Below are 26,400 nucleotides of genomic sequence, written 5' to 3' on the forward strand. Positions count from 1 at the left end.
CGCGTAGGTCGGTGCCGTCGGAGCCGTAGGCGTCCTCCACCGCTCAGCGGCCGGTGAGCCGTGGCGGCTGGGTGGCCAGCCACTCCGCGAACGTGTGGCCGCCGAGGTCGGCAGTGCCCGGTGCCGGGACGTTGCGGCTCTCGGCGAAGGCGCGCAGCAGACGGCCCACCGGCGGGACGTGCAGGGCCCTCGGGGCCGAGGCACCCCGGTGGGCGCGCACGAGCCGCGCCAGCTCGACGAGCGGGAGGACCTCGGGGCCGGCGAGGTCCCGAGCGCGCTGGTATGCCGCAGGGCGTGGGCCCGTCGCCAGCTCGGCCAGCCGCGCGGCCACGAAGTCGGTGTCGACCGGCTGGAAGGCCATGTCGCCGACGGTGAAGGTCACCGGCCCCTTCGTCAGGCTTCGCGCGAAGAAGGCTGCGAGGGAGTGGAACTGGGTGGCTCGCAGGACGCTGGCCGGGCCGCCGGCATCCGCGATGCCCTGCTCGGCGCGCAGCTTGCGACGGTAGTACGCCATGGGGTGGTCGTCGATGCCGACGATGGAGATGTGCACGAGATGCACGCCCCGGGCGGCCGCCGCGTCGGCCAGGCGCCTGGTGCCGTAGACGGTGACGGTGTCCTGCTGAGACGGGTCGTCGGCGCAGTGCACGACCGCGTCGGCGCCGACGAGTGCTGCGTCGAGGCCCGCACCGGTCGCCAGGTCGACCCCGGAGCGGCGGCTGGCCGAGACCGCCTGGTGACCGCCCGCCTCCAGTCGGCGCACGACGCGCGACCCGAGGTCGCCCGCGCCGCCGGTCACCACGATTCGCATGCCCCAAGACTGGCTGCTGCCTTCCCCCCGCGCAACGACCTGCCGCGGCCATGGCCAGCGCCTAGACTCGCCGACGGCACAGCGCGGTGCCCAGACGGCCGGCGCCCGGGGTGCGTGCGGCCGGCACCCGTCCGGAAGGAGTCGCAGTGAGCAAGCCCGTCGTCCTCATCGCCGAAGAGCTCTCGCCGGCCACGATCGAGGCGCTGGGGCCGGACTTCGAGGTGCGTGCCGTCGACGGCGCCGCCCGCGACGAGCTGCTCCCCGCCCTCGCGGACGTCGACGCGGTGCTCATCCGTTCGGCGACGAGGATGGATGCAGAGGCGATCGCCGCCGGCCGGCGGCTCAAGGTCATCGCGCGCGCCGGCGTCGGCCTCGACAACGTCGACGTCCAGGCGGCCACGCAGGCGGGCGTCATGGTCGTCAACGCGCCCACCTCCAACATCACCTCCGCCGCGGAGCTGGCCGTGGGCCTGCTCCTCGCGACGGCCCGCAACATCGCGCCCGCCAACCAGGCGCTCAAGGGTGGGGCGTGGGAGCGCAGCCAGTACTCCGGGGTGGAGCTGCTCGACAAGACCGTCGGCATCATCGGGCTCGGCCGCATCGGCGCCCTCGTCGCCGAGCGACTCAAGGGCTTCGGCGTGCGGATCCTCGCCCACGACCCGTACGCCTCGCCCGCCAAGGCCGGCCAGCTCGGGGCCCAGCTCGTCACCCTCGACGAGCTGCTGACCCAGTCGGACTTCATCACCATCCACCTGCCGAAGACGCCGGAGACCCTGGGACTTCTCGACGAGGAGGCCCTGTCGAAGGTCAAGCCGTCGGTGCGCATCGTCAACGCCGCCCGCGGTGGCATCGTCGACGAGGCCGCGCTCGCCCGGGCGCTCGCCGAGGGACGGGTCGCCGGTGCCGGCATCGACGTCTTCGCCAGGGAGCCCACCACCGAGTCGCCACTCTTCGCCTTCGAGTCGGTCGTCGTGACGCCCCACCTCGGCGCCTCCACCCTCGAGGCGCAGGAGAAGGCGGGCATCGCCGTGGCGCGGTCGGTGCGCCAGGCCCTTAGGGGCGAGCTGGTCCCCGACGCCGTCAACGTCTCCAGCGGCTTCATCGCCGAGGAGGTCCGGCCGGGCATCCCGCTCGTCGAGAAGCTCGGCCGCATCTTCACGGCCGTGGCCGGCGGGGTCCCGGCCCAGCTCGACGTCGAGGTCCGCGGCGAGATCACGGCCCATGACGTCAGCGTGTGGAAGGTGGTCGCGCTCAAGGGATTGTTCACCGACGTCGTCGAGGACCCCGTGACCTACGTCAACGCCCCGGTGTTCGCGGAGCAGCGCGGTTGCGTCGTGCGGCTCCTCACCGACCCGGACCCCGGCGACTTCCGCAACGTCACGACGCTGCGCGGAACGCTCGCCGACGGCACGATCGTGTCGGTCTCGGGCACCCTGACCGGCCGCAACCTCGTCGAGAAGCTCGTCGGCGTGGGCGACCACGACCTCGAGGTCCCGATCTCGGAGCACATGCTCGTCTTCGAGTACACCGACCGGCCCGGCATCATCGGCGCCGTCGGCCGCATCCTCGGCGATGCCGGCATCAACATCGGCGGCATGCAGGTCTCCCGGCACGAGGACCGCGCCATCGGCGTGCTGAGCGTCGACAGCGACGTCCCGGCCGCCCTGGCCGCCCAGCTGTCCGAGACGATCGACGCCAAGACCTTCTCGGTGGTCGACCTGCAGGACTGACGCGAGGCGCAGCAGCCGGACACGCGGCATACGCACCCTGGTCGGTGTCCGGGTCTTTGGACCCTGCCGTCACGCGCGCGTCGGTGGCACGGTCGAAGGGTGAGCACCCCTGTCATCCGGTGCGAAGGCGTCACGAAGCGGTTCGGCGCGACCGAGGCCCTGCACGGGGTCGACCTCGTGGTCGAGCAGGGTGAGGTCTTCGGCTACCTCGGTCCCAACGGGGCCGGCAAGACCACGACCCTGCGCATCCTCATGGGCCTGACCCGGGCCACGACCGGTCGCGTCGAGCTGTTCGGGCTCGACGCGTGGCGCCGGCGCGACGAGCTGCACCGGAGGGTCGGCTACGTGCCGGGCGACGTCTCGCTCTACCCGCGGCTCACCGGGCAGGACCACGTCGACTACCTCGGTCACCTCCACGGGCTGGGACGCCCTGCCGACGCCGTCGAGCTGGCGAAGCGGCTGGAGCTCGACCTCGCCAGGCCCACCCGCCAGCTGTCCCGGGGCAACCGCCAGAAGCTCGCCCTCGTCCTCGCGCTCATGACCCGCCCCGAGCTGCTCGTGCTCGACGAGCCGTCGAGCGGGCTCGACCCGCTCGTGCAGCGGGAGTTCCACGCCCTTCTCGCCGACCACGTCACTCAGGGCGGCTCGGTGCTGCTCAGCTCCCACGTCCTCAGCGAGGTACAGCGCGTGGCGACCCGGATCGGCGTCCTGAGCGCCGGCCGGGTGGTCGCGGTCGAGGAGCTCGACGCCCTGCGAGCCAAGTCGCTCCACCACGTCGAGGTGCAGTTCGACGGGGAGGTGCAGGCTGCGGCGTTCTCGACGGTGCCCGGTGTCCGCGACGTCCGCCTCGAGGACCACGTGCTGCACTGCGACGCGCCCCAGGCCTCGCTCGACCCGCTCCTCAAGCGGATCGCGAGGTACCCGGTGGTCGACCTCTCGTGCACGGAGGCCGAGCTCGAGGAGACCTTCATGGCGTACTACGCCGCGTCGAGCGAAGGAGGCTCCGATGCTGCATGACGTCCTGCGCAAGACGCTGCACGACCAGCGGCGCTCCTACCCGGCCTGGTGCGTGGCGATCCTGCTCCTCGTCGCCATGTACGTCGCGCTGTGGCCCAGCATCAAGGGACAGCCGTCGATGCAGGACTTCCTGGCGCAGATGCCCGAGGCGTTCCGCAACCTCTTCGCCATGGCGGGTGCCGACATGTCGACCCCGGTGGGCTACATCCAGATCGAGCTGCTCTCCTTCATGGGACCCGTCCTCGTCCTGCTGTATGCCGTCAGCGCCGGTTCCGCCGCCGTGGCGGGGGAGGAGGACCGGCGCACCCTCGACCTGCTCCTCACCACCCCCGTCACCCGCTCGCGCGTCGTCGTCGACAAGGCGCTCGCCATGGTGGTCGGGACGTTGGGGCTCACGGCACTGCTCGGTGTCGCCCTCGTCGCCGAGGGGAGGCTGGCCGGGATGGACCTGCCCGCCGGCAACGTCGCCGCCGCCATGCTGCACCTGGCCCTCCTGGGACTGGTCTTCGGCTCCCTGTCGCTCGCCATCGGCGCCGCCACCGGGCGCCTTGGCGCCAGCCGCGGCGTGCCGGTCGGCGTGGCCGTGCTGGCCTACGTCGTCAACGGCCTCGGCGGCCTGGTCGACTGGCTCTCCCCGTTCCAGAAGGTCTCGCCCTTCTACCAGTACGGCGCCCACGACCCGCTGCGCAACGGCGTCTCGTGGCCCGCGGTCGGCGTCGCCGTCGCGACGGTGGTGGTGCTCGTGGCGGTGGCCGTCGTCGGCTTCGACCGCCGCGACGTCGCCTCGTGACCGCGTGACCGGGAGCGGCGTCAGCCGACGGGGCGCTCGCCGGCAGGTCTCTCGTCGGTCCGCTCATCGAGGTGCTCGAGGTCCTCGGACCCCGCGACGACCTGCTCCTGGCGGGCGGGCGTCTGCCTGTCCGGAACCCGGGGTCCGGGGGACTGGCTGTCGGCAGCCCGATCCTCGGGCTCCAGCTCCTCGGGTCCCTGGTTCTCGGGTCCCTGGTTCTCGGGTCCCTGGTTCTCGGGGCCCTCGTTCTCGGGTCCCTGGTTCTCGGGGCCCTGGTTTTCGGGAACCTCCAGGTCCGCGAGCTCCGGCACGAGCTCGTGGCGCTTGCTGAAGGTGTCGACGATCGCCAGCGCGACGGCGGCGATCGGGATGCCGATCAGCGCGCCGATGGGACCGAAGAGGGCTGCCCCGGCGATGACGGAACCGAGGGCCACCGCCGGGTGGACGTCCATGGTGCGGCGGCTGATGCGAGGCGTGAAGACGTAGTTCTCGAGCTGCTGGTAGACGGTGGCGAAGGCCGCGATCCACAGCGCGTTGACCGGCCGGTCGAGCAGCGCGAAGAGCGCCGGCAGCGCGACGCCGATGTAGGTGCCGATCGTCGGGATGAACTGGCCCACGATGCCGGCGAAGACACCGAGCGGGAGCCAGAACGGCACGTCGATGAACCAGAAGAAGGCTGCGTGGAAGATGGACGACAGCGTGGCGAGCACGACCTTGGAGACGACGTAGCCGCCGGTCTTCTCCACCGAGATGGTCCAGACGGTGATGAACACGCGCTGGTAGCGCTGAGGCAGCCACGAGCCGATGGTCTGGCGCAGCCGGGGGCTGTCGGCCGAGAAGTAGTACGTGAAGACGAGGATCGTCAGGGCGTCGAAGAGGAAGGTCAGGACCGAGCCGAAGATCCCGATGATGCCTCCGCCGTACTTGCCGGCGAGCTCGCCGAGCTTGTCCGGCGTCAGGACCAGCGCCCGCTGGATCTGCGACAGGTCGAAGCTGGTGCCGAAGCTGGAGTTGACCCAGTTGATGGCGGAGGTGATGGCCGCAGGCAGCTGGGCCCCGAGCTCGGACAGCTGGGAGACGAACACCTGGCCGAACATCTCGGCCAGGCCCACGAAGCCGAGCACCATCGCGAGCATCGAGAGGCCGGTGGCGAGGCCGCGCCGCATGCCTCTCTTGCTGAGCCAGAGCACGACCGGTTCGAGGGCGATGGACAGCAGCCACGCGAGCAGCAGCAGGAACAGGAAGCTGCCCATCGCGTCGAAGGCCCACGTCGCCACGGCGAGCAGGATGATCCCGCCGATGACCGTGGCGGTGACCCGGCGGGCGTTGCCCGGGGTGATGGCGATCCATCGGGCCTGCTCGTCGAACGGCACCCCTGGCACGGCGTGGCTGGGGTGACCGGTCCGGGGGTGCGCCGGATCGGTCGGTGGGTCGACGTTCTCGTCGACGTGCTCGGCGCTCACGGTTCGAGCCTACGAGCCCGGACCCCCGCATCGCGGGATGCGACAGACGCGGCGCGGGCTGCCTCTGCGCGCAACAAGATCTGCGGTGTTTTCGTGGACACGGCGTCTCATCTTGTGGAAACCCCCCTGTACCCGCAGGTAGCCCGGCGTAGCGTGAAACGCATGACGCTGCAGGTCGTACTCATTCTCCGCCGCGGCGAGTCCAGGTAGTCAGCACCCTCGCCGCGGAGATCCCGCGCACCCCTCGTGCTGACCGGCTCGCCCACCCGGGCTCGAGCCACCTGAGACCACCCGAACGTTCGCAAGCGAAAGACGTGATTCCCATGAGCGAAGACGCAAAGGCCGCCCGGCAGGCACTGCAGGAGTCGATGGACCTGCGCGACCAGGGCCACGCCGAGGGCTGAGCCCGACGACCACGAGAGCCCCCGCCGTCCCGGCGGGGGCTCTCGTGTCTTCCATTTCCTGAGACGCTGATCCCACATCACAAGACGGGTCCTAGGCTGACGGCATGGCAGAGACGCAGCCCAGGGACGCCTACTCGATCGCCGTCATCGGCGGTGACGGCATCGGTCCGGAGGTGGTGGCGGAGGGCCTCAAGGTCCTCGACGCGGTCACCGGCCAGGGTGGTCCGAAGTTCGCGACCACGGACTACGACCTCGGTGCCCGTCGCTGGCACGCCACCGGTGAGACGCTGCCCGACTCGGTCCTCGAGGAGCTACGCGGCCACGACGCGATCCTGCTCGGCGCCATCGGTGACCCCAGCGTGCCGAGCGGCGTGCTCGAGCGGGGCGTGCTGCTGCCGCTGCGCTTCGCCCTCGACCACTACGTCAACCTGCGACCGGCCAAGCTCTTCCCCGGTGTCGCCAGCCCGCTCGACGTCGCACGCGTCGCCCCGGACGGCATCGACTTCGTCGTCGTCCGCGAGGGCACCGAGGGCCCCTACACCGGTAACGGCGGCGCACTGCGGGTCGGCACCCCTGCCGAGATCGCCACCGAGGTCAGCGTCAACACCCGCTTCGGGGTCGAGCGCGTCGTGCGCGACGCCTTCGCCCGAGCGGCTGCCCGCCCGCGCAAGCACCTCACGCTCGTGCACAAGCACAACGTCCTGACCTATGCCGGCCACCTGTGGCGGCGCACCGTCGAGGAGGTCGGCGTCGAGTTCCCGGAGGTGGAGACCGCCTACCAGCACGTCGACGCCGCGACGATCTTCCTGGCCACCGACCCCGGCCGCTTCGACGTCATCGTCACCGACAACCTCTTCGGCGACATCATCACCGACATCGCCGCTGCCATCGCCGGCGGCATCGGCCTCGCAGCCTCGGGCAACATCAACCCCGCCCGCACCACCCCGAGCATGTTCGAGCCCGTCCACGGCTCGGCCCCCGACATCGCGGGACAGTCCAAGGCCGACCCGACGGCCGCGATCCTCTCGGTCGGCATGCTGCTGGCACACCTCGGCCTCGACGCCGAGGCCGAGCGGGTCGACGCCGCCGTGGCGGCCGACCTGGCCGAACGCGGGACCGCCGCCCGGAGCACCACCGCCGTCGGCGACGCGATCGCCGACCGGCTCTGACACCGCGCCACACGGCATACGCCCGGCCCTCCCACCGGCGCGGGCGAGGCGTTCGTACGCGCGGCGCACCACGCGTACGCCGCCCTCGTCCGCGAACGGTGCCCGGCTACGTCGTCTCACCATGTGGGCGATAGCCTGACACCGGATCACCGCTGATTTTCGCTCTGGAGGTTTGTCATGACCCAGCTGTCCTTCGAGGTCACCCGCCGCGACGACCTCACCCCGCCCGAGCGGATCGCCGAGATCCTCGAGAACCCCGGCTTCGGCAAGACCTTCACCGACCACATGGTCGTCGCAACGTGGACGGCCGACGGTGGCTGGGGGGACGCCAAGGTCAAGCCCTACGGCCCCTTCCAGCTCGACCCTGCCGCCGCCGTCCTGCACTACGCGCAGGAGATCTTCGAGGGCATGAAGGCCTACCGCCACGCGGACGGCTCGATCTGGACCTTCCGCCCGGAGGCCAACGCCGCCCGCTTCGCCCGGTCCGCCCGGCGTCTCGCGCTGCCGGTGCTGCCCGAGGACGACTTCGTCGAGTCGCTGCGGCAGCTCGTGTCCGTCGACCAGGACTGGGTGCCCGCCGGCGACGCGGGGGAGAAGAGCCTCTACCTGCGCCCGTTCATGTTCGCGTCCGAGGCCTTCCTCGGGGTGCGGCCCGCCCAGGAGGTGACCTACTCGGTCATCGCGTCCCCGGCCGGTTCGTACTTCTCCGGCGGCCTCAAGCCGGTCACCCTCTGGATCTCCACCGACTACGCCCGGGCGGGGGAGGGCGGCACCGGCGCGGCCAAGTGCGGCGGCAACTACGCCAGCTCGCTCGCCGGCCAGCTCGAGGGCATCGAGCACGGCTGCGACCAGGCGGTGTTCCTCGACTCCTCGACGCACACGTACATCGAGGAGCTGGGCGGCATGAACCTCTTCCTCGTCACCAAGGACGGGCGCATCATCACCCCCGAGCTCACCGGCACCATCCTCGAGGGCGTCACCCGCAGCTCGATCCTCGAGATCGCCAAGGAGCTCGACCTCGAGCCCGAGGAGCGCCGCATCCCGATCGAGGAGTGGAAGCAGGGCGCCGCCAACGGCGACATCGTCGAGATCTTCGCCTGCGGCACCGCTGCCGTCGTGACCCCCGTCGGCGAGCTGCGCTGGGCCGGCGGCTCGGTCGACCACCGCCGCGACGGGCACGAGGACCGCTACGCCGAGGCCATCCGCAAGCGGCTGCTCGACATCCAGTACGGCCGCGTCGAGGACTCGCACGGCTGGCTGACCCGGCTCGTCTGAGGGGCGTCCCGGTGGGCGTCGGCCCCCTGGCTCACGGGGTCCGGTGGGGTCCCGCCGATGGTCCGCGCCCCCGTCTGGTCGCCTCGGACCTCGACGGGACCCTGCTGCGCACCGACGGCTCCGTCTCGCAGCGCACCGTCGCGGCCTGGACGGCCGCCGCGCAGGCAGGGATCGAGACCGTGCTCGTCACGGCCCGACCGCCGCGGTGGCTGCACGACCTCCAGGACGTCGTCGGGCCGCGGGGGATCGCGATCTGCGGCAACGGCGCGTTCGTCTACGAGGTGGCGACGCGCCGCCTCGTCGAGACCCACTGCTTCGAGCCAGGCGCCGTCGAGGAGCTCGTGGCCGACCTGCGCCGCGCGGTGCCGTCGGTGGCCTTCGCCGCCGAGCGTGCCACGGGGCCGTTCGTCGCCGACGACTATCCCGACCCGCACCGCGACCGGGGTGCCGACCGCTCGGTGCGGGGCTCGTGGCGCGAGGTCGGGACCGAGCCGGTCGGGAAGCTGCTCGCGCTCGCCCCCGACGTGCCGGTGGAGGAGTTCCTCGTGACGGTCGAGGAGGTGCTCGGGGACCGCGGGCACCTGCACTTCTCCGGCGCGCACGGGCTCGCCGAGATCAACGCCCCGGGCGTGACCAAGGCCGCCGGCCTCGAGCGCTGGGCGACCCGGCTGGGCGTGGCACCGACCGAGGTCTGGGCGTTCGGCGACATGCCCAACGACCTGCCGATGCTCTCCTGGGCCGGGGTCGGCTGGGCCGTCGCAAGCGGGCACGAGTCGGTGCGCCGCGCCGCCGACAGGGAGTGCCCGGCAAACGACGACGACGGAGTGGCCCAGGTGCTGGAGGCGCTCCTCGGCGCGCGGAGGTGAAAAGGTTGGTCCGCAGCGTGCGCGGGCCGCCACGGAGGAGCGCTGCGACGCCACCTCCGCGCTCCTGCATGGACTCTCGGATAGGACACTGCACATGGCACCAGCACCGACCCTCACGCTCGAGCGGCTCCGCGCCGAGATCGAGGCGGGCGACATCGACACGGTGGTCGTCGCCTTCACCGACATGCAGGGCCGCCTGCAGGGCAAGCGCCTGCACGGCCACTACTTCCTCGACCACGTGCTCACCGACGGCACGGAGGGGTGCAACTACCTGCTCGCGGTCGACGTCGACATGAACACCGTCGACGGCTACGCGATCTCCTCGTGGGAGCGCGGCTACGGCGACGTGTTCTTCGACCTCGACCTGACGACACTGCGGCGCACACCAGGCAGCCGCCACTCCGCGACGGTCCAGTGCGACCTCACCTGGCTCGACGGCAGCGGTCCTGTCGTCCAGTCACCTCGGTCGGTGCTCAAGAAGCAGGTGGACCGTGCAGCGTCGATGGGGATGAGTGCGCACTGCGGCACCGAGCTCGAGTTCATGGTGTTCCAGGAGTCGTACGAGCAGGCGTGGGACGCGGGCTACACGGGCCTGACGCCTGCCAACCGCTACAACGTCGACTACTCCATCCTCGGCGGCGACCGCGTCGAGCCGCTGCTGCGCGAGATCCGCAACGAGATGTATGCCGCCGGCGCCGTCGTCGAGAGCGCGAAGGGGGAGTGCAACCGGGGCCAGCACGAGATCGGGTTCCTCTTCGACACGGCGGTGCGCACCTGCGACAACCACGTCGTCTACCGCAACGCGGCCAAGGAGATCGCCTCGCACCACGGCCGGTCCCTGACCTTCATGGCGAAGTTCGACGAGCGCGAGGGCAGCTCGTGCCACATCCACCTCTCGCTGCGCGGGGTCGACGGCGAAGCCGTCTTCGCCGACGAGGCCCGCCCGAACGGGCACAGCGTCCTCTTCGAGCACTTCCTCGCCGGCATCCTGGCGACGCAGCGCGACCTGACCTACTTCTACGCGCCGAACATCAACTCCTACAAGCGTTTCGCCTCCGCCAGCTTCGCCCCGACGACGGTCGCCTGGGGGCGGGACAACCGCACCTGCGCGTTGCGCGTCGTCGGCCACGGCCCCGCGCTGCGGGTCGAGAACCGGGTCGGCGGCGGCGACCTCAACCCCTACCTGGCCGTGGCGGCGATGCTCGCCGGCGGGCTGCACGGCATCGAGAACGAGCTGCCCCTCGAGCCGGCACTCGAGGGCAACGCCTACACCTGCGACAAGCCGCGCGTGCCCTCGACGCTGCAGGAGGCGCGCGACCTGCTCGCAGCCTCCAGCATCGCCCGGGGCGCCCTCGGCGACGAGGTCGTCGACCACTACGTCAACGCCGCCGACGTCGAGATCACGGCCTTCAACGCCGCCGTCACCGACTGGGAGCGCAGGAGAGGATTCGAGCGACTGTGACCACCACCGGCACCGCCAGCCAGAGCCACGACGTCGTCAACCCGGCGACCGAGGAGGTCGTCCGCACGGTCGAGCTCGCCTCGCTCGAGCAGGCAGACGCCGCGATCGGCCGTGCGGCGCAGGCGGCTCCCGCCTGGCGCGCCGTCAGCCCGGCCGACCGTGCGATGCTGCTGCGCCGTTTCTCGGACCTCGTGGGCGAGCACCAGGAGGAGCTGGCCCTCCTCGAGGTGCAGAACGCCGGCCACACCATCGGAAACGCGCGGTGGGAGGCGGGCAACGTCCGCGACGTCCTCGCCTACTACGCCGGGGCGCCCGAGCGGAACTTCGGCCGGCAGATCCCCGTCGCGGGCGGCATCGACGTGACCTTCCGCGAGCCGCTCGGGGTCGTGGGCGTCATCGTGCCGTGGAACTTCCCCATGCCGATCGCGGGCTGGGGCCTCGCGCCGGCCCTCGCTGCCGGCAACACGGTCGTCCTCAAGCCGGCCGAGCTGACCCCGCTGACGGCGGTGCGCCTCGGGGAGCTGGCGCTCGAGGCCGGCATCCCCGAGGGGGTGTTCACCGTCGTTCCCGGCAAGGGCTCAGTCGTGGGGGAGCGCTTCGTCACGCATCCCGACGTGCGCAAGGTCTGTTTCACCGGGTCGACGGCGGTCGGCCGGCGGATCATGCGCGGCGCCGCCGACCAGGTCAAGCGGGTCACGCTCGAGCTGGGCGGGAAGAGCGCCAATCTCGTCTTCGCCGACTCCGACCTCGAGCTCGCCGCGGCGCGCGCCCCCTACGGCGTCTTCGACAACGCCGGCCAGGACTGCTGCGCCCGCAGCCGCATCCTCGTCGAGCGCAGCGTCTTCGACACCTTCATGGAGCGCTTCGAGACGGCCGTGCGCGGGGTCGTCGTCACCGACCCCCGCGACGAGACGGCCGAGATGGGACCGCTCATCAGCGCCGGCCAGCGCGACCGGGTGCGCTCCTACGTCGAGGACGCCACTGAGGAGGTGGAGGTCGCCTTCCGCGGTGAGGCTCCCGACGGCCCCGGCTTCTGGTACCCCGCCACCGTGGTCCTGCCGAGGTCGACGAACGACCGGGTCTGGCAGGAGGAGGTCTTCGGCCCCGTCGTGGCGGTCATGCCCTTCGACGACGAGGCCGACGCGGTCGCCAAGGCCAACGACACGGCATACGGCCTCTCGGGGTCCATCTGGACGCGGGACATCGCCCGTGGCCTGCGCGTCGCCCGCGCCGTGGAGGCCGGCAACCTCTCGGTCAACTCGCACAGCAGCGTGCGCTACTCCACGCCGTTCGGGGGCTTCAAGCAGAGCGGGATCGGGCGCGAGCTCGGGCCCGACGCGCTCGAGGCCTTCACCGAGGTCAAGAACGTCTTCATCTCCACCGACTGACGCTCCCACATCCGCATTCACTCAGAAGCACCGGGCTGGAAGGACATTCACATGGCAGGCAGGCTCGACGGCAAGGTCGCGGTCGTCACCGGCGGGTGCTCGGGCATCGGCCTGGCGACCGTGCGACGGTTCGCCGAGGAAGGTGCCAGGGTCGTGATCGGTGACCTCGACGAGGCGAACGGGCCGCGCATCGCCGCCGAGGTCGGCGGCACCTTCGTGCGGGTCGACGTCGTCAGCAAGGAGGACGTCGACGCGCTCTTCCGGACGGCCAAGGAGACCTACGGCTCGGTCGACATCGCCTTCAACAACGCCGGCATCAGCCCGCCCGAGGACGACTCGATCCTCGACACCGACCTCGACGCCTGGCGCCGGGTGCAGGAGGTCAACCTCACGTCGGTCTACCTCTGCTGCAAGGCCGTCCTGCCCTACATGCTCGAGCAGGGCAGGGGCTCGATCATCAACACCGCCTCGTTCGTGGCCGTCATGGGAGCCGCGACCTCGCAGATCTCCTACAGCGCCAGCAAGGGTGGTGTGCTGTCGATGTCGCGTGAGCTCGGCGTGCAGTTCGCCCGGCAGGGCGTGCGGGTCAACGCCCTCTGCCCGGGTCCGGTCAACACGCCGCTGCTGCAGGAGCTCTTCGCCAAGGACGAGGAGCGGGCCGCCCGTCGGCTCGTCCACGTGCCGATGGGCCGGTTCGGCGAGCCGGAGGAGATGGCCAACGCGGTGCTGTTCCTCGCCTCCGACGAGTCGAGCTTCATCACCGCGTCGACGTTCCTCGTCGACGGCGGCATCTCCGGCGCCTACGTCACACCGCTCTGAGAGTCGGGTAGGGCACCTGCATGGGCCGTCCCGTCATCGGCATCACCGCCTACGTCGAGCGCGCGTCGTGGGGCCACTGGGTCGACGTGCCCGGGGCGCTGATACCGCACCGCTACGTGCGTCACGTCGAGGACGCCGGCGCGCTCGCCGTCGTCATCCCCCCGCGGGAGGACGCCGACGAGGAGACCGCCCGCGAGATCCTCGAGCGGCTCGACGGCATCGTCCTGGCGGGAGGCGTCGACGTGGCCCCGGAGCTGTACGCCGACGAGCGCCACGCCTCCGTGCAGGCCTCCCGCCCCGACCGTGACTCGACCGAGCTGGCGTTCGCCCGTGCGACGGCGGGGACCGACCTGCCGGTGCTCGGGATCTGCCGCGGGATGCAGGTCATGGCCGTCGCGGCCGGTGGCCGGCTCGAGCAGCATCTGCCCGACCGCGTCGGCCACGACGAGCATTCGCCGGCGCCCGCGACGTACGGCAGCCACCCCGTGCGGACGGTGGCCGGGACCCGCCTCGCGGGCATCCTCGGTGAGGAGGTCGACGTGCCGAGCTACCACCACCAGTCGGTGCTCACCCACCCCGGCTACGCGGCCAGCGCGTGGGCCGACGACGGCACGCTCGAGGCGATGGAGGACCCGGACGCGTTCTTCCGGCTCGCGGTCCAGTGGCACCCCGAGGTGGGCACCGACCCGCGTCTGTTCGTGGCCCTGGTCGCAGCCGCACGCGTACGCGCCGAGCGGCGGTCCCCGCGTGGGTGAGCTGGATCGGCCCCGGCCCCCTCAGGCCGCTACGGCGGTCGCGCGCGACGCTCCCTCGCGCCCGGTCGTCGCGGTGTCGGCCCACGAGGAGCAGGTGGTGCGCCCGGGGGAGCGGGGCGCCTCCTCCGTCCGGCTCGCCGGCAGTCGCTACGTCGACGCGCTCTCCCGGGTCGGGGCCGTGGCCGTGCTCGTCCCGGCCGTGCAGGACCTCGACGAGCGGACGGCGCGGCGGATCGTCGGCTCGGTCGACGCGCTGGTGCTGACCGGCGGCGGAGACGTGGCCGGCCGGTGGTTCGGCGAGCCGGACCACCCCGCCATCGGGCCGGTCGACGCCGCTCGTGACGTGACGGAGCTGGGCCTGGCCGAGGCCGCCCTCGCGGACGGCGTGCCGGTGCTCGGTGTCTGCCGCGGCATGCAGGTGCTGGCCGTGGCCGCCGGGGGCTCGGTCGAGCAGCACCTGCCGGACCGGCTCGGGCAGGACGACCACCGCGGCGGCGCGGCGCCGGACGGCCTGCACCGGCACGACGTGGCCACGGTCGTCGGGAGCCGGGCCCGGGGACTGCTGGGGCCCTCGTTCACGGCGCGGTGCCACCACCACCAGGGCGTCGGCCGGCTCGGCCCGTTCGTGGCCTCGGCCTGGTCGGCCGACGGTGTCTGCGAGGTGATCGAGCTGGCTGGCGGTCGGAGCCCCTTCGCGATCGGCATCCAGTCGCACCCCGAGACGGTGCCCGACGACCGCCTCTTCGCCGCGCTCGTCGCGGCAGCCGCAACGGATCGGGCGCGGGCGGTGTCCTGAGGGCATGGGAGAAACCGTCGTGCGTGCGGCAGCCGCTGCAGCGGCCGTCGTGGTGCTCGCTGCGTGCGGCGGCACCACCGTCAGCTGCGGAGCGTGTCCGGGCCCGCTGTGGCTCACCGTGCGACGCGCACCGTCCACCGTCCCCGGGCCCCCGGCCTCGGGTGTCGGGAGCGGCCCGACGGCGGGCATGAGCGCATCCTCGAGCGCTTCTTCGGGCGCGGCTCCGGCGTCCGTACGCGTCTGCGTCGCCGGGCTGCCGTGCGAGGAGAAGGAGTGGGACGAGGGCGACACGGTCTACCTCCACCCGCCACGCGACGTCCGGCCCTCGGACCTCGACGGCCGCGTCGTCCGGGTGACCGTCCGCGGATCGGGCGTCGAGCTGACCGGAGTCGGCGCCCTGGTGTTCCACGACGGTGCGGACGGCCCGTGCTCCTGCTCCTACTCGACGGCCGAGGTGCAGGTCGGCGGGTGAGCCGGCCCGCGGGACGACGGTCCCAGCATCCGGACCAGGTGTTTCGGTGAGGTTTCGCCGGCCCTACATTGACGAGCGTGACGCCGTACCTCGTGCCCACCCGCACGCTCATTATCGACTAGCGCGACGAGAGACCCTCGTCGCGCAGACCTCCCGCACCCCGGGGGGTCTTTTTGTTTCCCGAACCACCGTGACGGAGACGCGGCCGACGCCACACCCCGGCGCAGGCGGCACCCCGGCCCACCGGCCCGATGACGAGCACCGAGACGACGCACCCGGAGCCATCCCCGAGATCGAGGACAATGAAGGTCATGGAAGCGCTGCACGTCTACGACACCACCCTGCGCGACGGCGCCCAGCAGGAGGGCCTCAACCTGTCGGTGTCTGACAAGCTCGCCATCGCCGGCCTGCTCGACGACCTCGGGGTCGACTTCATCGAGGGAGGCTGGCCCGGGGCCAACCCGAAGGACACCGAGTTCTTCGAGCGCGCCAGGGCCGAGCTGCACCTGCGCCACGCGACGCTCGCCGCCTTCGGGGCCACCCGGCGGGCGGGGGGCGTCGCGGCGCGCGACCCCCTCGTGCAGGCCCTCGTCGACTCCGGCGCCTCGGTCGTGTGCCTCGTCGCCAAGTCCCACACCGGACACGTCGAGCGGGCCCTGCGCACGACGCTCGACGAGAACCTCGAGATGGTGCACGACACGGTGACCCACCTCGTGGGGCAGGGCCGTCGGGTCTTCGTCGACTGCGAGCACTTCTTCGACGGGTGGCGCCTCGACCGCGACTACGCCCTGTCCGTCGTGCGCACCGCGCACGACGCCGGCGCCGAGGTCGTGGTGCTCTGCGACACGAACGGCGGCATGCTCCCGCACCAGGTCGAGGAGGTCGTCGCCGACGTCATCGCCTCCACCGGCGCTCGCATCGGGGCCCACTGCCACAACGACACCGGGTGCGCCGCAGCCAACTCCGTCGCCGCGGTGCGCGCCGGAGCCACCCACGTGCAGGGCACGGTCAACGGCTACGGCGAGCGCACCGGCAACGCCGACCTCGTCACCGTCGCGGCCAACCTGCAGCTCAAGCTGGGCCTGGACGCGCTCGACCCAGAGGCTCTGCGCCTGGCCACCCACATCGCGCACGCCATCAGCGAGGTGACCAACGTCCCCGCCTACAGCCGGCAGCCCTACGTCGGGGCCAGCGCCTTCGCCCACAAGGCGGGGCTCCACGCGAGCGCCCTCAAGGTCGACCCGGACCTCTACCAGCACCTCGACCCCGCGCTCGTGGGCAACGGGATGCGCACCCTGGTCTCCGACATGGCGGGCCGCGCGAGCATCGAGCTCAAGGCGCGGGAGGCGGGCCTCGACGTCTCCGACCGCCCCGACCTCGTCGCCTCCGTCCTTGCCGAGGTCAAGGAGCTCGAGCTGCGCGGCTGGACCTTCGACGCCGCCGACGCCACGGTCGAGCTGATGCTCCGCGAGGCGCTCGACCCCGGCTGCACCGACTACTTCGAGGTCGAGTCCTGGCGGGTCATCACCGACTCGTCGGGGGAGGGCGATGCCACCTCCGAGGCGACCGTCAAGCTGCGCGCCGCGGGCGCGCGCCTCATCGCCACCGGCGAGGGCAACGGGCCGGTCAACGCCCTCGACCACGCCCTGCGCGAGGCGCTCGCCCGCGCCTACCCCGAGATCGAGAAGCTCGAGCTCATCGACTTCAAGGTCCGCATCCTCGACGCCTCCCACGGCACCGACGCCGTGACCCGCGTCCTCATCGAGACCTCCGACGGCGAGACGTCGTGGGACACCATCGGGGTCGCCGGCTCGATCCTCGCCGCGTCATGGCGGGCGCTGACCGACGGCATCGTCCACGGGCTGCTCCGTCAGGGTGTGCCGAGGCGCTGAGCCACCCCCGGCAGCCACGTCGGCCCGGCCGCCCGGAACGCCTCCGGGTCCAGGCTCGGCGCCCCGAGGGGGACCGCGCCGAGCAGACCCTCCGGCAGCCCGCCGAGGTAGTCGCGGTTCGTCGTCTCAATGATCCCCGGCTCGTCCGGCCACGCGCCGACGACCACGCCGAGTTGACGAATACCGCGGTGTCGCAAGGCTTCTCGCGTCAGCATGGTGTGGTTGAGGGTGCCCAGTGCGCTGCGCGCCACCACGAGGACGCCCGCGTCGGGCAGGGCCGTCGCCAGGTCGGCGAGGGTCTCCGCAGCCTCGGTCAGCTCCACGAGCAGCCCGCCCGCGCCTTCGACGACGACGACGTCGTGGTGTGCCGCGAGGTCGGTGACAGCTCCCACGTGATCGGCCAGGGTCGGGAGAGTCGTGTCCTCGAGGGCCGCCGCCGGCCGTGGGGCCATCGGGGCACGCAGCCGCACGCCCTCCGACGTCGCCACGCCGGTCAACCGTGCGACCTCGGCCATGTCGCCCGGCTCCCCGGGCGCCACCCCGGTCTGGGTGGGCTTGTATGCCGTCACGCGCAGTCCCGCGGCACGTACCGTCGCGACGACCGCCGCCGTGACGACCGTCTTGCCCACCTCGGTGTCCGTGCCGGTGACGACGACCACGTGGGGCAGGGGGCGGCTAGTCATCGGCCACGCGTCGCACGACGGCCAGGGGTGCCTGCGGCCGCGGGCTCGGAATGCTCTCGGAGACCGCGGTCGGCGCAAGGCCGCGGGCAGAGGAGGGAGCGTCCCCTGCCCGCGGCCTCCCGACGGTACCCGCCGCGCGCGCGGGCTCGAACACCCCGGCCCGGCGGGCCACCAGCTGCGCTGCCTCATGGAGCGCAGGACCCGAGAAGTCGGCGCGCGCGGTGACGCGCAGACGAGAGATGCCGTCGGGCACGCTCGGCGGCCGGAAGCAGCCGACGAGCACGCCCTCGGCGCGCAGGTCGAGGGCCGCGGAGAGCGCCGCCTCGGGCGAGGGCATCGGGAGCGACTGGACCGCGCCGGCTGCCTGCTCGATCCCGCAGATGGCGGCGATGGTCCTGGCGTTGGAGTTCACGGCGGCGGCCAGCGACGGGTCGTCGGCCACGAGGTCGGCGGCGGCGCAGGCGGCGGCGGCCGAGGCGGGAGCGAGGCCGGTGTCGAAGATGAAGCTGCGCGCGGTGTTGACCAGGTGGTGCCGGATCGCGGTCGAGCCGAGCACGGCGCCGCCCTGCGAGCCGAGCGCCTTCGAGAGCGTGAGCGTGATGACGAGGTCCCGGGCGCCGGCCAGGCCCAGCTCGTGGACCAGCCCGCGTCCCTGGCCTGCCACACCGATGCCGTGGGCCTCGTCGACGACGAGCAGGGCGTCGTGGCGGTGGCACACCTCGAGCAGCTCGCGCAGGGGCGCGGCGTCGCCGAGGACCGAGTAGATCGACTCGACCGCGACGACGACCCGGTGGCCGGCTCTGGTGGTGAGCTCACGGTCGAGCGCGGCGGCGTCGTTGTGGGGGAACGTCGCATAGGGCACGCGGGACATGCGGGCCGCGTCGTGCAGCGAGGCGTGGGCGTGGGCGTCGAGGAGGATCTGGGAGCCGCGCCCACTGAGCGCCGTCAGGGCGCCGAGGTTGGCGGCATACCCGGTGGAGAAGGCCAGGGCGGCCGGCTGGCCGGTGAGCCGGCACAGCGAGGCCTCGAGGTCGCGGTGGACCAGCAGCGTGCCGGTGACGAGGCGGCTGGCGGTGGCCGAGGCGCCGTAGCGCGCGAGCGCCTCGTGGGCCGCGACCACGATCCGCGGGTCACGCGAGAGGCCGAGGTAGTCGTTGGAGGCGAGGTCGATCGGATCCCGGTTCCGGGCGTCCGGCCCACCGAGGCGCAGCACCGCGTCGAAGCGGTCGATGCCCCGCTGTCTGCGCAGCTCGTCCCGCTCCCTGAGCCAGGCGTCCCAGCCGCTCACCCGTGCACCTCCGCGACGGCCCCGACGATGCCCTCCCCGATGACTCGCACGTCGTCGTCACCGCAGACGTACGGCGGCATCGTGTAGACGAGGTCACGGAACGGGCGGACCCACACCCCGCGGCGCAGGGCGGCCGCCGTGACGCGGCCGACGTCGACGGCCGAGGTGAGCTGGACGACGCCCACCGCACCGAGGGTGCGGACGTCGGCCACGCAGGAGAGGCCCGCAGCGGGGGCCAGCTGCTCGGCAAGGACGCGCCCGACGCGCGGGACGTCCTCCTTCCAGCTGCTCTCGACGAGCTCCACGGAGGCGTTCGCGACCGCACACGCCAGCGGGTTGGCCATGAACGTGGGCCCGTGGAGCAGGGCCCGGAACTGGGACCGGGTGATCGCCTCCCCGACCTGGCGCGTCATGAGGACCGCTGCGAGGGAGAGGTATCCGCCCGTGAGGGCCTTGCCCACGCACATGACGTCGGGGGCCACGTCAGCCCACTCGGAGGCGAAGAGGCGACCGGTGCGCCCGAAGCCGGTGGCGATCTCGTCGACGACGAGGAGCAGCCCGTGGTCGTCGGCGACCTCGCGCAGCACGCGCAGGCAGGCGGGGTGGTAGACGTGCATGCCGCCCGCACCCTGGAGGACCGGCTCCACGACGACGGCGGCCAGCTCGTCGGTGTGGGCTCCGGCGAGGGTCCGCACCTCGTCGGCCCAGGCCTCGAGCGCGAGCTCGTCCGTCTCCCAACGGTGCTCGCCGTGCACCGTCATGCGCAAGCGTGCGCCCGGCGGCCGGGGGGCGAAGACCTGGCGTGCCAGCGCCCCGGGGAAGGCCGAGTGCATGCCGTCCACCGGGTCGCACACGCTCATGGCGGCGAAGGTGTCACCGTGGTAGCCGCCACGCACCGTCAGGAAGCGTTGCCGGCGCGGCCGGCCGCGCGCCGCCTGGTACTGCAGCGACAGCTTGAGGGCCACCTCCACCGACACCGAGCCGGAGTCCGCGAAGAAGACGTGCGACATGGGCCCGGGGGCGATCGCGGTGAGGCGCTCGGCGAGGCTGACGGCCGGCTCGTGCGTCAGGCCGCCGAACATGACGTGGCTGAAGCGGTCCAGCTGGTCGTGGGCGGCGGCGTCGAGGACGGGGTTGCGGTAGCCGTGGACGGCGCACCACCACGAGGCCATCGCGTCGACGGCCTCGTGCTGGGAACCGTCGGGGGCCGTCACGGTCAGGTGGACGCCCGAGGCACCCTCGACGGCATACGGCTGCGGTCCGTCGAGCGGCGCGTACGGGTGCCAGACGAGCCCGCGGTCGCGGGCCGCGAGCGGCGACCCGACCGGGTCAGGCATTGGCGGGAAGGTCCGTGCCGGCCCCGCGGCGGCGCTTGGCCGGGTCACGCGTCGTCACGGGACGCGTCGCCTCTTCCGGGGCTCCCAGGCCCTCCGCGGCGCCGAGGACGACGAAGCCGTTGTCCCGGATGAGCTCGAGGTCCGCCTCGGCCGCCTGGCCCTCGGACGTGAGGTAGTCGCCGAGGAAGATCGAGTTGGCGACGTGGAGGGCGAGGCCCTGCAGCGAGCGCAGGTGCATCTCCCGGCCTCCCGCGATGCGGATCTCCTTGTCGGGGCAGACGAAGCGGGCCATGGCGAGGATGCGCAGGCAGCGCCCGGGGGAGAGGTCCCACGTGCCCTCGAGAGGCGTCCCGTCGAAGGGCATGAGGAAGTTGACGGGGATGGAGTCGGAGCCCAGGTCGCGCAGCGCGAACAGCGCCTCGACGAGCTGCTCGTCGCTCTCGCCGAGCCCGGCGATGAGTCCCGAGCACGGCGACAGCCCGGCTGCCTTCGCGCGTTCCACGGTGTCGACGCGGTCGGCGTACGTGTGGCTCGTGACGATCTCGTCGTGGTGCGACTCCGCCGTGTTGACGTTGTGGTTGTAGGCGTCGACGCCCGCAGCGCGCAGGCGCTCGGCCTGGCCGTCCTTGAGCAGGCCCAGGCAGGCGCACACCTCGACGCCGGGGTGCTCGTCCTTGAGCGCGCCCACCATCCCGGCGACGCGTTCGACGTCGCGGTCGGTCGGTCCGCGGCCGCTGGAGACCATGCAGATCCGGGTCGCGCCGCCGCGCAGGCCGGCGGCCGCCTGCTCGATGGCCTCGTCCGGCTTGAGCCACGTGTACGTGAGGATGTCCGCCTGCGACCCCAGCCGCTGCGAGCAGTAGTGGCAGTCCTCGGGACAGAGCCCGGACTTGAGGTTGACGAGGTAGTTGACCTTCACCGTGTTGCCGAAGTGCTTGCGCCGCAGGCGTGCTGCGGCCGCCACGACGTCGAGCAGCTCGTCGTCGCTCGCGCGCAGGACGTCGAGCGCGTCCTCCACGCCGACCGGCGTCCCGGCCTGCACCGCGTCGGCGAGGTCGTCGAACCGGCTCGTCATGCCATCTCCTTGCGCAGAGGTGTTGAACGGTGTTCAACTGAACAGCGTTCAGTATGCCGAGCCGATACGCTCGGCTGTCAACACGAGGTCCACAAGGGCCCCTAGGGGTGGGAGCGGGAGTGGCACTCAGCCGGGACCAGGTCGTCGCGACCGCGGTCGACCTGCTGCGCCGCTACGGCCTCGGCGACCTGACGATGCGGCGGCTCGCGCGCGAGCTCGGTGTGGCGCCGGGGGCCCTCTACTGGCACGTGGCCAACAAGCAGGAGCTCCTCGTGCACGTGGCCGACGCCCTGCTGTCCGAGATCCCGCCGCCCCCTGTCGGGCAGCCGCCCGCCGAGGCGCTCGCCGGCCTGTCCGTCGGGGTTCGCGACGCCCTCGTGCAGGTGCCCGACGCGGCCGACGTCGTCGGCCTGGCGTATGCCGTCCGGCCCGGCGCCACCCGCGCGCTGCGTGACCTCGCCGGTCTCGTCCACGACGTCGGGGTCCCGGCGTCGGAGCGCGACGAGGTGGCGGCGCTGGTCGTGCACCAGATTCTGGGATCGGTTGCAGGACAGCACAACCGGCGCTTGGCCGCGCTTGCAGACCCCGACCTGCCCCCTCCGGACGCCGCTGCCGAGGCCAAGGCCTTCGAGGTCGGCCTGGCCGTGATCCTGCGAGGCCTGGTGCGCTCTCGCTGAGGCTTGCGGAAGTGCGGCAGAGGGCTGTGGCGCCCTCCGGGATGGCGGGGGTCGCGGCACAGGTGGCGTTGCCCCGTCGGGAGTCGCCGGTGCAGGGCGCCGCGCACGTGCGGCTCGCGCTAGGACACGCCGGCGCAGCCACCCGCATACGGCACCGTCCCGGCGCGGTGGGCACGAGCCCTGCTCACGCCGGAGAACCGGTGCGGCGACGGCCGTCGTGACGCGGACACCGACGGGCCACACCTACACCTCGTCGGCCCGTAGCTGCGCGATGGGACCTGGTCGATCGCCCTGATCAGGCGGGCACGCAGCTCCTGGCCGCGGACGGAGAAGGCGCGCTGCTCGGCGGCGTACTGCGCCCTTCCTTCGGGCGTGTCGATCCGCACCGGTTCGCAGCCGAGCCCGCGCAGGTCGTCGGGCGCAGCTCGCGTGTCGAGGGACCGGACTGCCGATGAGCGAGCGGTCAACGCGGGTCGCTCAACAGCGTCTCTGCACGACCGGCTAGGACGGCATGTAGGCGTCGGCGGGCGGCATCCCGTCGCGCCGCTCCGCCGCGAGACGGAGGGTCAGGTGGGGCCGCTGAAGTGCACTTCAGCACACAAAGCGGACTCTGGCACGCACGGCTGCGGCAGCGCCGGAAGAATCTTGCTGAAGATCCAGGGATGGCTGTCGATCCGGCGGCAGAGTGTTCGTCGTCGCTAGTGACGGAGCCGGACAGGCCGGCCCGCGACCCAGTGCAGGAGGCAGTCCCATGGCCAAGTACGCGATCCTCATCTACGACGACCCGACCGTCTACGCGAACATGTCGCCCGAGGCGTGGGGCGCGCTGGTCGACGCGCACAGCACGTTCACCAAGCAGGTCTTCGAACTCGGTGGGTCCCTCGCGGGCGGTGAGGCGCTCGCGCCCACGACGACGGCCACCACGGTCAAGGGTGGAGGCACGGTGACGGACGGCCCGTTCGTCGAGACCAAGGAGGCCCTCGGCGGCTTCTACGTCGTCGAAGCGCGCGATCTCGACCACGCCGTCGAGATCGCCAAGCTGTGCCCGGCCCCCGGCGGCGGCGTCGAGGTTCGCCCGGTCGTGGACCCGACGACGAACCCGTTCTGATCGCTCCCAGCGACGAGCCGACCGTGTCCGCCATGCAGGCGGACGCGGTCGCTGCCGCGCTGGCGCAGGCCCACCGCTCCGAGTGGGCCTTCGTGCTGTCCGCCACGGTGCGCGTCGCGGGCGACCTGGACGTCGCGGAGGAGTGCGCGCAGGAGGCGTACGTCAGCGCGCTGCAGGCCTGGACCCGGGACGGCGTCCCCGAGCGGCCCGGCGCGTGGCTGACCACGGCGGCTCGGAACAAGGCGCTGGACCGGTTGCGTCGCGAGGTCACGCTCCGGCGCAAGCTGCCGCTGCTCGTGGAGCCGGCGACCGTCGATCCGCACGACCCGGCCGATCTGGACTCGCCCGACGCCGCGGTGCCGGACGACCGGCTCCGACTGGTGTTCACCTGCTGCCACCCCACCCTCGCCCCAGAGGCCCGCGTCGCCCTCACCCTGCGCCTGGTCTGCGGCGTTCCCACGCCCGACGTCGCCCGGGCCTTCCTGGTGTCCGAGCCGACGATGGCGGCACGGATCACCCGGGCCAAGAAGAAGATCTCCGAAGCGCGGATCCCCTACCGGGTTCCGGGCCGGGCGGAGCTGCCCGAGCGCCTGGACAGCGTGCTCACCGCCGTCCACCTGCTCTTCAGCACCGGCCACACGGCCGTCGAGGGGAACTCGCTCGTCCGTGAGGAGCTCTGCGACCGGGCCCTGCACCTCGCGCGCACCCTCGCCGCGCTGCTCCCCGAGCAGGCCGAGACCCGCGGCCTGCTGGGCCTGCTGCTCCTGACCGACGCGCGCCGGGCCACCCGGACCGACGAGCACGGCCGGCTGCTCCTGCTCGCCGACCAGGACCGGACGCGCTGGGACCAGCGCGCGATTCTGGAGGGGCTCACGGTGACGGCCGGGGCGCTGGCGTCCGGCCCACCGGGGCGGTTCACCCTGCAGGCGGCGATCGCCGGCGTGCACGCGGTGGCGCCGTCCTTGGAGCAGACCGACTGGCCGCGCGTCGTGCACCTCTACGACCGGCTGCTGGCGGTGTGGAACACCCCGGTGGTCGCGCTCAACCGGGCCGCCGCCGTGGCGTTCGCCGACGGTCCGGCCGCCGCCCTGCCGCTCCTCGACGAGCTGGCGACCGATCCCCGGCTCGCCGAGTACCCCTACCTTCCCGCCACCCGCGCCGACCTGCTGCGCCGTCTCGGCGACGCCGCCGGCGCAGCTCAGTCGTACCGGCGCGCGATGGAGCTCACGGCGAACGCCGCGGAGCGCGCCTTCCTGGAGCAGCGCCTGGCCGAGGTCAGCCGCGCCGCCGGCGCAGAGCCCGCGCCCGGCTGAGGACGGCGGGCTCGGCCGCCGCCACCGCCGCCGCAACGATGAACAAGAAGGCCTCTCTGGGCCTACGTGCCACTTGACCGTTCATTGTTCGGATCAGCGCACCGCGCACGCTTGTCGTGGGTTTGATTCGCCCGGGAAGTCCGACCTGCCCGGGCTGCCGTACCGGGCTGAGCGGGTCCGGTTCAGTGCTCGGGCTTGCGCCAGATCGACACGTGGCTCGGGCTGGCCGAGGTGAAGGGCGACCGGCTCCAGTCGGCCCACCGTGACTCAAGCTCAAGCCCGGCCAGTTGCGCCATCAGGTCACACTCTGGCGCCCAGAGGTAGCGGAACCTGCCGCTGCCGTAGCGCACGGACCCGTCAGGTTGCGGACGGTAGTGGTGCGACATGCACTCCTGGGAGGCCAGGTCGTAGGTGTCGAACACGAGGTGCCCGTTGGTTTCGAACTGAACGGGGGCCAGGTGCAGGTCAGGTGCCATGCGCTGTAGCTGGGGAACCCACAGCTCGATGAGGAAGCGGCCACCCGGGCGAAGGTGGCGTGCCGCGTTGCGGAAGCAGGCGACCTGTTCGGCCTGGGTCCGCAGATTTGAGATGGTGTTGAAGACGAGGAAGACCAACGAGTAGTTGCCCACGTCCGGTGCGGTGGCCGTTGCCATGTCACCGACCACCACTGGCAGGCGCCCAGGTGGCATCTTCTCGCGAAGCTTTGCCGTCATGTGCGGGGACAACTCGATGCCGGCGACGTCAAGGCCACGATTCACGAGCGGGACCGTGATGCGTCCTGTGCCCGAAGCGAACTCGAGCACTTTGCCCGCGTGCGCCAGTTCCGCCAGCACATCGAGCATCGGATTCAGCACCTCGGGCGTCGAGACGCTGACGTTGTCTTCGTCGTATCGCTGGGCATCGGTCTCGTCGTACAGGTCGCTGGACGTCACCCCCACAGGGTGGAGTGAAGCTCGGCGCCCCGCAACGAGATATGTGGGCCTCGAAACACCCACACCGAGCACGGGTAGAAACCGGTGGGACAGTTCCCAAGGGCCTTCCTCAAGGCGTGGGAGTGGCCGTCAGTCGGACTGACTCGACTGATGCTCGCGCCCGTTGTCGAACTGCCGATCGAGGTACTCGCCGGGCAGAAGCCCGCTGCGACGAAAGAGCGAGAACACCTCGCACCCGTGCCCCGGCTTCATCGCCGGCGCGTAGGCCTGGCTCATCCCCAGCACCTTGCCTCCCACGTCGTCGACGTAGTGCTCACACTCGTCCTTCGTCATCGCGCTGGGCAAGCCTGGCGTGATGACGTTCAGGCCTCCAGCTGCCGACTCCGTGACGTTGGGCCGAGAATGGGGAGCCACGCGAGGATGCTCAAGCCCAAGGCCACCGCGCCGATCCACACGTCAGCCCGACACGAGCTGTCCCGGACGTGTAGCTGTGGCTGAAACCTTGCCGACCATTTCGGTGGCGACGGATCGAGGTCCGCTCATGGCGCCATCTGGGCCCGCCGCTCCGACGATCGTCTGCTGTCGGCGCCCTCTGCTTGGTTTGATCTCCATGAACTCGTCAAGGAGGACACTCGTGACCGGACCCGGAGCCCTGACCCGCCCCATCGACCTCACACCGGCACACCGGTGGGGTGAGGACCTCGCAGTGCCGGTGGGGCTGGGGGGCAACACGTTCGGCCGCACGACCGACGCCGCCGCATCCCACCGGGTCCTCGACGCTTTCGCCGAAGCCGGAGGCGTACTGATCGACACCGCCGACACCTACTCCGACGGAGCATCAGAGGCGATCCTTGGCGACTGGATGCGGCAACGGAAGAACC

Annotated in this window: 24 protein-coding genes and 1 pseudogene; 17 read left to right on the forward strand and 8 right to left on the reverse strand. The window is 72.1% G+C overall.

The features are described 5' to 3' along the window. Nucleotides 1–43: 43 nt before the first annotated feature. Complete coding sequence (locus ABD241_RS02800) at nucleotides 44–808, reverse strand: SDR family oxidoreductase (protein WP_344058216.1); 765 nt, start codon at nucleotides 806–808, stop codon at nucleotides 44–46. A gap of 146 nt (nucleotides 809–954) precedes the next feature. Here ABD241_RS02800 and serA point away from each other — a divergent pair, with 146 nt between their 5' ends. The 3 genes from serA (at nucleotide 955) to ABD241_RS02815 (ending at nucleotide 4,345) form a co-directional block, all read left to right on the forward strand. After that, the gene (gene serA, locus ABD241_RS02805; protein ID WP_344058218.1) at nucleotides 955–2,538 is read left to right on the forward strand and encodes a phosphoglycerate dehydrogenase; all 1,584 of its coding nucleotides are present in this window, start codon (nucleotides 955–957) and stop codon (nucleotides 2,536–2,538) included. A 99-nt stretch (nucleotides 2,539–2,637) separates the two neighbouring features. After that, the gene (locus tag ABD241_RS02810) at nucleotides 2,638–3,555 is read left to right on the forward strand and encodes an ABC transporter ATP-binding protein (RefSeq protein WP_344058220.1); all 918 of its coding nucleotides are present in this window, start codon (nucleotides 2,638–2,640) and stop codon (nucleotides 3,553–3,555) included. Then, a complete protein-coding gene (locus ABD241_RS02815; RefSeq protein WP_344058222.1) occupies nucleotides 3,545–4,345 on the forward strand; it encodes an ABC transporter permease subunit in 801 nt (266 codons plus the stop codon). The genes ABD241_RS02810 and ABD241_RS02815 overlap by 11 nt, the downstream gene beginning before the upstream one ends. A 20-nt stretch (nucleotides 4,346–4,365) precedes the next feature. On the opposite strand, the gene ABD241_RS02820 is transcribed toward ABD241_RS02815, so the two are convergent. Next, nucleotides 4,366–5,808, reverse strand: coding sequence for an AI-2E family transporter (locus ABD241_RS02820; RefSeq protein WP_344058224.1), 1,443 nt, complete (start codon nucleotides 5,806–5,808; stop codon nucleotides 4,366–4,368). Between the two features lie 508 nt (nucleotides 5,809–6,316). Here ABD241_RS02820 and ABD241_RS02825 point away from each other — a divergent pair. The 10 genes from ABD241_RS02825 to cimA all read left to right on the forward strand — a co-directional run bounded on the left by ABD241_RS02825 (nucleotide 6,317) and on the right by cimA (nucleotide 17,106). Continuing rightward, nucleotides 6,317–7,381 (forward strand): 3-isopropylmalate dehydrogenase, encoded by a 1,065-nt coding sequence (locus ABD241_RS02825; protein WP_344058226.1) that lies wholly within the window; start codon nucleotides 6,317–6,319, stop codon nucleotides 7,379–7,381. A gap of 177 nt (nucleotides 7,382–7,558) precedes the next feature. After that, nucleotides 7,559–8,656: a branched-chain amino acid aminotransferase gene (locus ABD241_RS02830; protein WP_344058228.1), complete on the forward strand. Its 1,098-nt coding sequence runs from the start codon at nucleotides 7,559–7,561 to the stop codon at nucleotides 8,654–8,656. 11 nt (nucleotides 8,657–8,667) lie between these two features. Next, nucleotides 8,668–9,522, forward strand: coding sequence for an HAD family hydrolase (locus ABD241_RS02835; RefSeq protein ID WP_344058230.1), 855 nt, complete (start codon nucleotides 8,668–8,670; stop codon nucleotides 9,520–9,522). A gap of 94 nt (nucleotides 9,523–9,616) precedes the next feature. After that, complete coding sequence (locus ABD241_RS02840; RefSeq protein ID WP_344058232.1) at nucleotides 9,617–10,984, forward strand: glutamine synthetase family protein; 1,368 nt, start codon at nucleotides 9,617–9,619, stop codon at nucleotides 10,982–10,984. Then, nucleotides 10,981–12,372 (forward strand): aldehyde dehydrogenase family protein, encoded by a 1,392-nt coding sequence (locus ABD241_RS02845; RefSeq protein ID WP_344058234.1) that lies wholly within the window; start codon nucleotides 10,981–10,983, stop codon nucleotides 12,370–12,372. Before ABD241_RS02840 ends, ABD241_RS02845 begins: the two co-directional genes overlap by 4 nt. 51 nt (nucleotides 12,373–12,423) lie before the next feature. Next, entirely contained in the window at nucleotides 12,424–13,191 is a 768-nt protein-coding gene (locus tag ABD241_RS02850; RefSeq protein ID WP_344058236.1) for a 3-oxoacyl-ACP reductase, read from the forward strand. 20 nt (nucleotides 13,192–13,211) lie between these two features. After that, complete coding sequence (locus ABD241_RS02855) at nucleotides 13,212–13,946, forward strand: gamma-glutamyl-gamma-aminobutyrate hydrolase family protein (protein ID WP_344058238.1); 735 nt, start codon at nucleotides 13,212–13,214, stop codon at nucleotides 13,944–13,946. After that, complete coding sequence (locus ABD241_RS02860; protein WP_344058240.1) at nucleotides 13,939–14,742, forward strand: gamma-glutamyl-gamma-aminobutyrate hydrolase family protein; 804 nt, start codon at nucleotides 13,939–13,941, stop codon at nucleotides 14,740–14,742. Before ABD241_RS02855 ends, ABD241_RS02860 begins: the two co-directional genes overlap by 8 nt. A gap of 4 nt (nucleotides 14,743–14,746) precedes the next feature. Next, on the forward strand, nucleotides 14,747–15,214 hold the full coding sequence (locus ABD241_RS02865; RefSeq protein WP_344058242.1) for a hypothetical protein: 468 nt from the start codon (nucleotides 14,747–14,749) through the stop codon (nucleotides 15,212–15,214). Nucleotides 15,215–15,525: 311 nt separating this feature from the next. Continuing rightward, nucleotides 15,526–17,106 (forward strand): citramalate synthase, encoded by a 1,581-nt coding sequence (cimA, locus tag ABD241_RS02870; protein ID WP_344058244.1) that lies wholly within the window; start codon nucleotides 15,526–15,528, stop codon nucleotides 17,104–17,106. On the opposite strand, the gene bioD is transcribed toward cimA, so the two are convergent. Genes bioD through bioB form a run of 4 tightly spaced genes read right to left on the reverse strand, consistent with a single transcriptional unit; the run spans nucleotide 17,085 to nucleotide 21,489 of the window. Beyond that, complete coding sequence (gene bioD, locus ABD241_RS02875) at nucleotides 17,085–17,789, reverse strand: dethiobiotin synthase (RefSeq protein ID WP_344058246.1); 705 nt, start codon at nucleotides 17,787–17,789, stop codon at nucleotides 17,085–17,087. The genes cimA and bioD overlap by 22 nt on opposite strands. Further along, nucleotides 17,782–19,077 (reverse strand): 8-amino-7-oxononanoate synthase, encoded by a 1,296-nt coding sequence (locus ABD241_RS02880; protein WP_344058248.1) that lies wholly within the window; start codon nucleotides 19,075–19,077, stop codon nucleotides 17,782–17,784. The genes bioD and ABD241_RS02880 overlap by 8 nt, the downstream gene beginning before the upstream one ends. After that, on the reverse strand, nucleotides 19,074–20,414 hold the full coding sequence (bioA, locus tag ABD241_RS02885) for an adenosylmethionine--8-amino-7-oxononanoate transaminase (protein WP_344058250.1): 1,341 nt from the start codon (nucleotides 20,412–20,414) through the stop codon (nucleotides 19,074–19,076). The genes ABD241_RS02880 and bioA overlap by 4 nt, the downstream gene beginning before the upstream one ends. After that, on the reverse strand, nucleotides 20,407–21,489 hold the full coding sequence (gene bioB, locus ABD241_RS02890) for a biotin synthase BioB (protein ID WP_344058252.1): 1,083 nt from the start codon (nucleotides 21,487–21,489) through the stop codon (nucleotides 20,407–20,409). The genes bioA and bioB overlap by 8 nt, the downstream gene beginning before the upstream one ends. A 119-nt stretch (nucleotides 21,490–21,608) precedes the next feature. Between bioB and ABD241_RS02895 the strand changes: the two genes are divergently transcribed. The 3 genes from ABD241_RS02895 (at nucleotide 21,609) to ABD241_RS02905 (ending at nucleotide 24,587) form a co-directional block, all read left to right on the forward strand. Further along, a complete protein-coding gene (locus ABD241_RS02895; RefSeq protein ID WP_344058254.1) occupies nucleotides 21,609–22,166 on the forward strand; it encodes a TetR family transcriptional regulator in 558 nt (185 codons plus the stop codon). A 751-nt stretch (nucleotides 22,167–22,917) separates the two neighbouring features. Further along, nucleotides 22,918–23,274 carry a YciI family protein gene (locus ABD241_RS02900; protein ID WP_344058256.1) on the forward strand — a complete coding sequence of 119 codons (357 nt, stop codon included), beginning with the start codon at nucleotides 22,918–22,920 and terminating at the stop codon, nucleotides 23,272–23,274. Nucleotides 23,275–23,306: 32 nt separating this feature from the next. Continuing rightward, nucleotides 23,307–24,587, forward strand: coding sequence for an RNA polymerase sigma factor (locus tag ABD241_RS02905; protein ID WP_344059496.1), 1,281 nt, complete (start codon nucleotides 23,307–23,309; stop codon nucleotides 24,585–24,587). Between the two features lie 182 nt (nucleotides 24,588–24,769). Here the strand turns inward: ABD241_RS02905 and ABD241_RS02910 are convergent, their stop codons facing one another. Both ABD241_RS02910 and ABD241_RS02915 read right to left on the reverse strand, forming a co-directional pair. Continuing rightward, nucleotides 24,770–25,519: a class I SAM-dependent DNA methyltransferase gene (locus ABD241_RS02910; RefSeq protein WP_344058258.1), complete on the reverse strand. Its 750-nt coding sequence runs from the start codon at nucleotides 25,517–25,519 to the stop codon at nucleotides 24,770–24,772. Between the two features lie 129 nt (nucleotides 25,520–25,648). Beyond that, nucleotides 25,649–25,852: a hypothetical protein gene (locus ABD241_RS02915; RefSeq protein ID WP_344058260.1), complete on the reverse strand. Its 204-nt coding sequence runs from the start codon at nucleotides 25,850–25,852 to the stop codon at nucleotides 25,649–25,651. Between the two features lie 277 nt (nucleotides 25,853–26,129). Between ABD241_RS02915 and ABD241_RS20730 the strand changes: the two are divergent. Next, a pseudogene (locus ABD241_RS20730) lies at nucleotides 26,130–26,384 on the forward strand (aldo/keto reductase); the annotation flags it as partial. Between the last annotated feature and the right edge of the window lie 16 nt (nucleotides 26,385–26,400).

Origin of the sequence: Terrabacter lapilli, from assembly GCF_039531305.1 — a bacterium.
Taxonomy (GTDB): Bacteria; Actinomycetota; Actinomycetes; order Actinomycetales; family Dermatophilaceae; genus Terrabacter; species Terrabacter lapilli.

What these genes read in the sequence shown, in the direction of transcription:
- ABD241_RS02800 (WP_344058216.1), bottom strand. Translation starts at nt 808, where the DNA reads ATGCGAATCGTGGTGACCGGCGGCGCGGGCGACCTCGGGTCGCGCGTC.
- ABD241_RS02815 (WP_344058222.1), top strand. Translation starts at nt 3,545, where the DNA reads ATGCTGCATGACGTCCTGCGCAAGACGCTGCACGACCAGCGGCGCTCC.
- ABD241_RS02825 (WP_344058226.1), top strand. Translation starts at nt 6,317, where the DNA reads ATGGCAGAGACGCAGCCCAGGGACGCCTACTCGATCGCCGTCATCGGC.
- ABD241_RS02830 (WP_344058228.1), top strand. Translation starts at nt 7,559, where the DNA reads ATGACCCAGCTGTCCTTCGAGGTCACCCGCCGCGACGACCTCACCCCG.
- ABD241_RS02840 (WP_344058232.1), top strand. Translation starts at nt 9,617, where the DNA reads ATGGCACCAGCACCGACCCTCACGCTCGAGCGGCTCCGCGCCGAGATC.
- ABD241_RS02850 (WP_344058236.1), top strand. Translation starts at nt 12,424, where the DNA reads ATGGCAGGCAGGCTCGACGGCAAGGTCGCGGTCGTCACCGGCGGGTGC.
- ABD241_RS02855 (WP_344058238.1), top strand. Translation starts at nt 13,212, where the DNA reads ATGGGCCGTCCCGTCATCGGCATCACCGCCTACGTCGAGCGCGCGTCG.
- ABD241_RS02865 (WP_344058242.1), top strand. Translation starts at nt 14,747, where the DNA reads ATGGGAGAAACCGTCGTGCGTGCGGCAGCCGCTGCAGCGGCCGTCGTG.
- cimA (WP_344058244.1), top strand. Translation starts at nt 15,526, where the DNA reads ATGGAAGCGCTGCACGTCTACGACACCACCCTGCGCGACGGCGCCCAG.
- bioD (WP_344058246.1), bottom strand. Translation starts at nt 17,789, where the DNA reads ATGACTAGCCGCCCCCTGCCCCACGTGGTCGTCGTCACCGGCACGGAC.
- bioA (WP_344058250.1), bottom strand. Translation starts at nt 20,414, where the DNA reads ATGCCTGACCCGGTCGGGTCGCCGCTCGCGGCCCGCGACCGCGGGCTC.
- bioB (WP_344058252.1), bottom strand. Translation starts at nt 21,489, where the DNA reads ATGACGAGCCGGTTCGACGACCTCGCCGACGCGGTGCAGGCCGGGACG.
- ABD241_RS02900 (WP_344058256.1), top strand. Translation starts at nt 22,918, where the DNA reads ATGGCCAAGTACGCGATCCTCATCTACGACGACCCGACCGTCTACGCG.
- ABD241_RS02905 (WP_344059496.1), top strand. Translation starts at nt 23,307, where the DNA reads ATGCAGGCGGACGCGGTCGCTGCCGCGCTGGCGCAGGCCCACCGCTCC.
- ABD241_RS02915 (WP_344058260.1), bottom strand. Translation starts at nt 25,852, where the DNA reads ATGACGAAGGACGAGTGTGAGCACTACGTCGACGACGTGGGAGGCAAG.